The 6,793-nt window shown below is 62.1% G+C and carries 7 protein-coding genes, 1 tRNA gene and 1 riboswitch; of the genes, 1 reads left to right on the top strand and 7 read right to left on the bottom strand.

Annotated features, from left to right (window positions below; genetic code table 11):
* Positions 1–74 precede the first annotated feature (74 nt).
* The 4 genes from L981_RS31240 to L981_RS31225 form a co-directional block, all read right to left on the bottom strand.
* On the bottom strand, positions 75–263 hold the full coding sequence (locus L981_RS31240) for a Trm112 family protein (protein WP_043626122.1): 189 nt from the start codon (positions 261–263) through the stop codon (positions 75–77).
* A 10-nt stretch (positions 264–273) separates the two neighbouring features.
* On the bottom strand, positions 274–954 hold the full coding sequence (locus L981_RS31235; protein ID WP_043626121.1) for an LON peptidase substrate-binding domain-containing protein: 681 nt from the start codon (positions 952–954) through the stop codon (positions 274–276).
* A gap of 193 nt (positions 955–1,147) precedes the next feature.
* Positions 1,148–2,122 (bottom strand): thioredoxin, encoded by a 975-nt coding sequence (trxA, locus tag L981_RS31230; RefSeq protein ID WP_043626118.1) that lies wholly within the window; start codon positions 2,120–2,122, stop codon positions 1,148–1,150.
* A gap of 58 nt (positions 2,123–2,180) precedes the next feature.
* On the bottom strand, positions 2,181–2,690 hold the full coding sequence (locus tag L981_RS31225) for a prolyl-tRNA synthetase associated domain-containing protein (protein WP_082006222.1): 510 nt from the start codon (positions 2,688–2,690) through the stop codon (positions 2,181–2,183).
* 251 nt (positions 2,691–2,941) lie between these two features.
* Between L981_RS31225 and L981_RS31220 the strand changes: the two genes are divergently transcribed.
* Positions 2,942–3,016 (top strand) — tRNA-Gly (locus L981_RS31220).
* 206 nt (positions 3,017–3,222) lie between these two features.
* Here the strand turns inward: L981_RS31220 and L981_RS31215 are convergent.
* From L981_RS31215 to metA, 3 genes are all read right to left on the bottom strand, one after another.
* Positions 3,223–4,239 carry an aldose epimerase family protein gene (locus L981_RS31215; RefSeq protein ID WP_043626113.1) on the bottom strand — a complete coding sequence of 339 codons (1,017 nt, stop codon included), beginning with the start codon at positions 4,237–4,239 and terminating at the stop codon, positions 3,223–3,225.
* 195 nt (positions 4,240–4,434) lie between these two features.
* Complete coding sequence (locus tag L981_RS31210) at positions 4,435–5,619, bottom strand: VWA domain-containing protein (protein WP_043626112.1); 1,185 nt, start codon at positions 5,617–5,619, stop codon at positions 4,435–4,437.
* Between the two features lie 6 nt (positions 5,620–5,625).
* Entirely contained in the window at positions 5,626–6,552 is a 927-nt protein-coding gene (gene metA, locus L981_RS31205; protein WP_043626110.1) for a homoserine O-succinyltransferase, read from the bottom strand.
* A 61-nt stretch (positions 6,553–6,613) separates the two neighbouring features.
* A riboswitch (SAM riboswitch) is annotated at positions 6,614–6,691 on the bottom strand.
* Between the last annotated feature and the right edge of the window lie 102 nt (positions 6,692–6,793).

Here is a 6,793-nt window from a genome sequence, read left to right as displayed (position 1 = left end):
TTCTCCCCGCCTGCGGGGAGAAGGTGCCGGCAGGCGGATGAGGGGCCATGCGCCGATTGAAATCGCTGCCGGCCTCAATCCTCGATCTTGCGCGCCTCGGAGACCAGCATGATCGGCACGCCGTCGCGGATCGGATAGGCGAGGCGGGCCTTTTCCGAGACGAGTTCGTTGGCTTCGGCGTGGTAGCTGAGGCGCCCCTTGGTCAGCGGGCAGACGAGCAGTTCGAGCAGTTTCGGATCGACCTTGCTGGCGTTGATATCCATTGTCCGTCGCTCACTGCAAAATGCTGTCCATATCGCCGAAGTCGCGCGCGAGCACGATCTCGGTGATGGCGATCAGGGTTTCGGCACGGGTCTTGAGATCGGGCGCTTCGAGCAGCGCCTGTTTCTCCGCCGGGCCATAGGGTGACATCATCGCCATGGAGTTGACCAGCGTACGGTTGCTCGCCCGCTCGACGCTTTCCCAGTCGGCCTTCAGCTTGTTGGCTTCGAGATAGGCTTTGAAGGCGGCCAGCAGTGCTGCCCGGTCGACGAGGGTCTCGTCGTCGCGGTTTTCGAGATCGGCGGCAAAGGGGCCGATGCGGAAGCGGCGGTAGCCGCGGGTGGCGCCGACTTCCGAAAACAACCGGTAGCGGCACACGCCGGTGAGCGAGGTGATGTAGCGGCCGTCGCCGGTCTCGGCAAAGGAGGTGATGCGGCCGATGCAGCCGACCTCGCAGAGCGCCTGCATCGGGCCGGTGGCGGTGTCGTTGCGACCTTCACAGAAGGACGGTTGCACGATGCCGATCAGCCGGTTGCCGGAAAGCGCGTCGTCGAGCATGGCGAGATAGCGCGGCTCGAAGATGTTGAGGGGAAGCTGGGCGCCGGGAAGCAGCAAGGCACCGGTCAACGGAAACACCGGAATGATCTCCGGCAAGTCCTTCGGACCGAGATAGCGTGCATTTCCGACGTGCATTTCCGATAGACCCTGCCGGTATTCGCTTTGCCCCGCCAAGGAAGCGCGGTCAACCAGATCAAAAGATGGTGCGCTGCTTGAAAATCTCAAGGGACGAGCCTGTCGATCTTCACAGGTGAAGATGGATCGTGATCGGATCCGCTTACGAAAAGGGGCGCCGACGCGCCCCTTTCAAAAAAACATGTCTGTCGGCTCAGGAGAACAGGATCGACGAGAGCTTGCGCCGGGCAGCGATGGTTGCCGGATCCTTCGGGCCCCAGACCTCGAAGAAGGAAAGCAGCTCGCGCCGCGCGCCGTCGTCGTCGTAAGCCCGGTCGCGCTTCATGATCGTGAGCAGATGGTCGGCCGCAGCCATCCGGTCGCCCTCGACGTTGCGGATCTTGGCGAGCAGCACGCGCGCCTCGTGATCATCGGGGTTTGCGGCGAGACGCCGTTCGAATTCGTTCGAATCGCCGAGCTTGCGGGCTTCCTCGATCTGGTCGAGCTTCTTGCCGATGGCGGCAATGCCGGCGTCCTTGGCAAGGTCTTCCGGCAGGCTGGACAGCGCCTCGCGGGCCTCGGCGAGCTGGCCGAGCGCGATCATGCAATCGACCATGCCGGCGATCGCAACGACGTTTTCGGGATCGGCCTGCAGCACGGCGCCATAGAGGCCGGCGGCGTTTTCGGCGTCGCCAGCATCGATCAGCGCCTTGGCGTCGGCGAGAACCGCTTCGATCTCGGCCTTGCTGTCGTCAACGGCGGGGCCGGCGATCTTTTCGATGAACTGCTTGATCTGGCTTTCCGGTACCGCGCCCATGAAGCCGTCGACCGGGCGGCCGCCGACGAAGGCGATGACGGCGGGGATCGACTGGATGCCGAGCTGGCCGGCGATCGAAGGATGATCGTCGATGTTCATCTTGACGAGCTTGACGCGGCCTGCGGCTTCCGTGACCACCTTTTCGATGACGGGGGTCAGCTGCTTGCAGGGACCGCACCAGGGTGCCCAGAAATCGACGAGAACCGGCTGCTGCCTGGAGGCTTCGAGCACGTCCTTGGTGAAGTTGGCAGTGGTGGTTTCCTTGATCAGGTCGCCGCCCGACGCGGCCGCCGGCGCCGGCTGGCCGAAGGAGGCCGAGGCCGTCATCTGAGTGCCGAAAGACCCTGCATAGGGATTGTCGCTGCCCGTCATTCTTCTCTCCTCGCCGGCTCGTCCGCCAGCTTACTGCATTCGCGCCAAAGATCGTATGTCAGGCCGTGACTTTCAAGACAAGCGGTTCGTGTCCGGTCGCTTCCATGAAGCGCAGAAGATCCTTCGAAGCGATCGCGGTCGTGGCGTCGTTGGAAAGCGGATGGCAGTTGACGATATCGAACGTCATCAGCGCTTCGTCGAGGATGACCTTGACGTTGCCCCCGGTGTCGTTGATCGCGCCGAAGGCGGTCACCGCACCTGGAATGACGCCGAGATATTCCATCAGCTTCTCCGGCTTGCCGAAGGACACCTTGCTTGCCGCGCCGATCACCTGGTGCACGGTCTTCAGGTCCACCGTCGCGTGCTCCTCGACGGTCAGCAGGAAATAGTTGTCCTTCTTGTCCTTCACGAAGAGGTTCTTCGTGTGGCCGCCGGGCATCTCGTCGCGAAGCGCAACCGATTCGGCCACGGTGAAAACCGGCGCGTGGGTCTTCGTCTTATGCTCGATTCCAAGTCCATCGAGAAAATTGAAGAGGTCTTCGGCGGTTTTCGGCTGTGATTCACGCATGATTCTCATCCCTTGGGCACTCGTTTCGTCTCAGCTTTAGGGGAGAAGCCCGTCAGGACGCAATCTCACAGGCGGCGAGGCCAGCCGAAAACGCGGCATTTCCGGGCTTTGCGAGGGGTCTCCCAAAAAATATTCGATTTCTCGTCATTTCCCTGTTGCATTCCAAAATCGCTTAGGCCATATACCGCCCGTCGCCGCAAGACAGCGCCGACGCCACGGTCCACCGACTACCCCCGGACCTTGGATGATGAGCGGGTGTAGCTCAGGGGTAGAGCACAACCTTGCCAAGGTTGGGGTCGGGCGTTCGAATCGCCTCACCCGCTCCAATTTCTCCCAACCACTTCATTTCACAGTTGTTTTCGAAATGAACGGCATTTGCCGTCAGGCGCCCAGCGCTTCGCGACCGGACACTGTGCCGTGCGAATACGGGCGCTCTGCCGAACACAACGCCGGTATTTGGAGAGGCAGTCCTTTCGGCCGCTTCCCCGCCTTTCATTCATTGCAGATTGTCAACACGTGCGCGCGAGCGCGCTCAGCTCTTCATGAACACGTAGTCCGTCTCCTGCCGGCGGATCTCGCCGGGGCGCAGCACCGCGTTCGGGAAGCCGGGATGGTTGGCCGCATCCGGCCAGATCTGGGTTTCCAGGCAGAAACCGGCGAAGGGGCCGTAGCGGCGGCCTTCGAGGCCGGGGACGGGGATGTTCAGTTTTGCGCCGGTATAGAGCTGCACGCCGGGCTCGGTCGTCAGCACTTCCATCGTGACGCCCGAATCAATGCTGCGGGCAAGCGCCACCGAATGTTTCGCCATGCGTTCGTTCGAAAGGCAGAAATTATGATCGTAGGCGACGCGCTCGCCTTCGGTCTGGCGGCTGAGCCGCGTCATCTCCCTGAGATCGAAGGCGGTGCCTTCGACGGCAAGGATCTCACCCGTCGGCACCTGGCGTTCGGTGGTCGGCAGATAGTGGTCGGCGGCGATCATGATGTCGTGGCCGAGGGCGTCAGCGCTGCCGTCGAGATTGAAATAGCTGTGCTGGCAGACATTGACGAGCGTCGCTCGGTCGGTTTCGCTCTCGTAGACGACGCTCAGGACGCCGCCGGGCTTCAGCTGGTAGGTGCAGGTGACCTTGCAATTGCCGGGATAGCCGGCGCGGCCATCCGGGTCGGTAATGGCGAGCGTGACGCTGTCGGGCGTGTGCCGAACGATCGTCCAGTTGCGCTTGCCGATATTGTCGCTGCCACCGTGCAGATGCGTGACGCCCTTCTCGTTCAGTTCGAGCTGGTAGGCCTCGCCATCGAGCGTGAAGCGGCCGTTGCCGATGCGATTGGCGCAACGGCCGGGCGTGGCGCCGAGATAGGGCGAATGGGCGAGATAGCTTTCGAGATCGGTGAAGCCGAGCACCAGCGGCGGCTCGTGGCCTTCCAGGCGCAGGTCCTGGATCACCGAACCCCAGGTGAGCACATGGGCGGTGAGGCCGCCACCGGAAAGCACCACACGATGGACCGGCTCGCCGGATGGCAGGTGGCCGAAGATTTCCGTGTTCTGATGCATGTTCACCGCTTACTCCCCTCTTCGCGATCGCAGCAACCTGCGTCATTTCAAAGAGCGCGGCAACTGGAATTCTCACTGCATGTGCCGTTAAATCGTCTCTGCTGCGGGTACGAAAACATGCAAGCCATTCAAAGCGCTACGGCGACCCTGGCGGCTGTTCAAGGGCACACGGCGCTCAAGATTTTCGTGCCGCGTTCAACGCGACAGCTGCTTGGTCGCATCCTGCAGGCCGGCAAGCGTCAAAGGAAACATCCGCCCCTCGAACAGGCTCTTCACCATGCCGATCGACTGGGTGTAGCCCCAGTGCTGTTCGGGCACGGGGTTGATCCAGATCGAGCGCGGAAAATGCGCCGTCAGACGCGAGAGCCAGAGGGCGCCTGCCTCGTCGTTCCAATGCTCGACCGAGCCGCCGGGGTGGCTGATCTCATAGGGGCTCATCGAGGCGTCGCCGACGAAGATCGCGCGGTAGTCGCCGCCATAGGTGCGTAGCACTTCTGTCGTCCGGGTGATGTCGACGCGCCGGCGGCGATTGTCCTTCCACAGGCCCTCGTAGACGCAATTGTGGAAGTAGAAATGCTCCATGTGGCGGAACTCGCTGCGAGCCGCTGAAAACAGTTCCTCGACGATACGAATATGATCGTCCATCGAGCCGCCGATGTCGAAGAACATCAGGAGCTTCACAGCATTGCGACGCTCAGGCCTTGTCATCACGTCGAGATAGCCGTGTTCGGCGGTGGCGCGGATCGTGCCACCGAGATCAAGCTCGTCGGCAGCACCCTGGCGCACCCAGCGCCGGAGGCGCTTCAGCGCCACCTTGATGTTGCGCGTGCCGAGTTCGACCGTGTCGTCGTAGTCCTTGAACTCGCGCCGGTCCCAGACCTTGACGGCGCGGCGGTGGCGCGACTGGTCCTGGCCGATCCGCACACCCTCGGGATTGTAGCCATAGGCGCCGAAGGGCGAGGTGCCGGCGGTGCCGATCCATTTCGAGCCGCCCTGGTGCCGGCCCTTCTGTTCCTGCAGCCGCTGGCGCAAGGTCTCCATCAGCTTGTCGAAGCCGCCGAGCGCCTCGATCAGGCGTTTTTCTTCCTCGCTCAGATGCTTCTCTGCGAGCTTGCGCAGCCAGTCCTCGGGGATGACGGCCTCTTCGCCCGCCTCCATCGGGTTGACGGCTTCAAGACCGGAAAAGCAATGCTGGAACACGCGGTCGAAGCGGTCGATATGGCGCTCGTCCTTCACCAGTGCCGTGCGCGCCAGATAGTAGAAGGCCTCGACGTCGAAGGTGGCGATGCCCGCCTCCATCCCCTCGATCAAGGACAGGAATTCCCGGAGCGTGACCGGGACCTTCGCCGCCTTGAGTTCGAGGAAGAAGGGAATGAACATCTGGCCTCAGCTTTTCCCGGCGCCGATCTCCGCGACATCATACGGCGTCGTCTGGTACATCTCGTTGATCCAGTTGCCGAAGAAGAGATGCGCATGACTGCGCCAGCGGTTCTGCGGCGGCAGGGTCGAATCGTTGTGCGGGAAGTAGTCGTGCGGCATCTTGATCGGCACGCCCGCATCCACGTCGCGGAAGTATTCGTCCGACAGCGAGGTCGAATCATACTCCACGTGGTTGAACATGTAGAGCCGGTTGCCCTTCTTCTCGTGCACCAGGCAGACGCCCATCTCCTTCGATTCCATCAGGATTTCGAGGCTCGGCACCTTGTCGATGTCGGCGCGGCGGACCTCGGTCCAGCGCGAGACCGGGACGGCGAAATCGTCGGAGAAGCCGTTGAGGTAGACGGAGGAACGATTGAGGTTCTGGTGGCGGTAGACGCCGAAGGCCTTTTCCTTCAGCGCATATTTGGGCACGTCGTGGAAGTGATAGATCGCCGCCATTGCGCCCCAGCAGACGTTGAGCGTCGAATGCACATTGGTCTCGGTCCAGTCGAGGATGCGCTTCAGCTCGTCCCAATAGGTGACGTCCTCGTATTCGAGCGTCTCGACCGGCGCGCCGGTGATGATAAAGCCGTCGAACTTGCGGCCCTGCACTTCTTCCCAGGTCTCGTAGAAGGAGAGCAGGTGATCTTCCGAGGTGTTCTTGGCCCGGTGAGCGCCGATGCGCACCAGTGACAATTCCACCTGCAGCGGCGAGGCGCCGATCAGGCGCGCCATCTGGATCTCCGTCTTGATCTTGTTCGGCATGAGGTTCAGGAGCCCGATCTGGAGCGGGCGGATATCCTGACGGATCGCCACGGTCTCGGTCATCACCCGCACGCCCTCATGCACGAGGGTTTCGAAGGCGGGCAGCGTATCGGGAATCTTGATGGGCATGGGCTTCCACTCGATCAATACAAAAAAACCGGCGGCGATTGATCGCGACCGGTCCTCGGAAATCCAACTTTCCTCGGCCCTTTAGCGACTTGTTTAACGTGGCTGCAAGCCGGCCGGCCAAATCACCACGAAGAATTTGATAGCGCGAGTGGGATGCAGGGGTCAAGAAAAACGATTCGGGTGCTTTGGCCGGCCGCCCCTCATCCCGCTGCCGCGACCTTCTCCCCGCAGGCGGGGAGAA

This window comes from Ensifer sp. ZNC0028, from assembly GCF_000799055.1.
Classification (GTDB): domain Bacteria; phylum Pseudomonadota; class Alphaproteobacteria; order Rhizobiales; family Rhizobiaceae; genus Ensifer.
The sequence above is the reverse complement of the archived record's forward strand: the minus strand, read 5'-3'. Positions and strand labels throughout refer to the sequence as shown.